At 67.5% G+C, this 1,061-nt stretch carries 2 protein-coding genes; both read right to left on the bottom strand.

What is annotated here, in order from left to right:
* A partial coding sequence (locus KME77_RS11700) for an IS3 family transposase (protein WP_219465686.1) occupies window positions 1–649 on the bottom strand: 649 nt, incomplete at its 3' end.
* 2 nt (window positions 650–651) lie between these two features.
* Entirely contained in the window at window positions 652–1,014 is a 363-nt protein-coding gene (locus tag KME77_RS11695) for a transposase (protein ID WP_219465684.1), read from the bottom strand.
* Window positions 1,015–1,061 lie beyond the last annotated feature (47 nt).

Genomic DNA, 1,061 nt, shown 5'->3' with positions numbered 1-1,061 from the left:
CGCCCAGACGCCGACACAGCTCCTGGTAGCGGGCGGCGGTGTACTCCGAGCCGCGGTCCGAGTGGAAGATCACCCCGTCGATGTCGCCGCCGCGCGTGGCCGCTGCCATCTGCAGCGAGGCGCAGGTCAATGCGGCATCGTGGTGCGCGGACATGGCGTAGCCGAGCAGCCGTCGCGAGAACAGGTCCTCCACCGTAGCCAGATACAGCTTGCCCTCCTCGGTGTCGATCTGCGTCACATCGCCGCACCACAGCACATCCGGCGCGGGTGCGGTGAACTTCCGGTGCACCAGGTCCGGGGCGGCCGGCCGCTTGCCCTGCCGGGTGAGCGAGCGAGATTTTCGGCGTTTACGGGCGACCAGGCCGAGCTCGGCCATCCGCGCCGCGACCGTGTTCTCCGACACCCGCCAGCGCGCCTCATGCAGGTCACGGGTGATCCGGGGCGATCCGTAGGTGCCGCCCGACGCCTCGAACAGGCGGGTGATCTCCGCATCCAGGTCGGCGCGTCGGCGCTGGCGAGCGGTTGGTGCATCGTCGCCGATGCGGTTTTTCCACTTGTAGTACCAGGACTGCGAGACGCCCAGCGCCCGGCAGGAGATGACGTGGTCGACGTTGTGCTCGGTCTTCTGGGAGCTGATGAAGGCCGCCACGCTTATCGGCCCATCGCCTCTTTGACCCACAAGACCACGGAACGCTTGAGCACATCACGCTCGTCTTCCAACTGCTCGCGTTCCTTCTGCCACGTGGCCTTCTCCTGAGCATGCTGCTTGACCAGCGCGGCCTTCTCCTGCCGCAGCCGGGCCAGCTCCTCCTGCTCCGACTCCTCCAGCGTTCCGCTCCCGTTGCCGTTGTACTGCTCGTCCAGCCGGTCCATCTGCACCCAATTGTGCAGCGTGTACGGGCTGATCCCCAGATCCCGCGCCACCTGCGCGACGGGCTTGCCGGTCTCCTTCACGATACGCACCGCGCCCGCCCGGAACTCCGGATCAAAGCGCCGCCGCGTGACTGCTGCCACGACCAAACCTCTCCCGGTTCGGTCTCCACGCTACGAGGGGAAGGGCA

This window comes from Nonomuraea rhizosphaerae, from assembly GCF_019396405.1.
Taxonomy (GTDB): Bacteria; Actinomycetota; Actinomycetes; order Streptosporangiales; family Streptosporangiaceae; genus Nonomuraea; species Nonomuraea rhizosphaerae.
The sequence above is the reverse complement of the archived record's forward strand: the minus strand, read 5'-3'. Positions and strand labels throughout refer to the sequence as shown.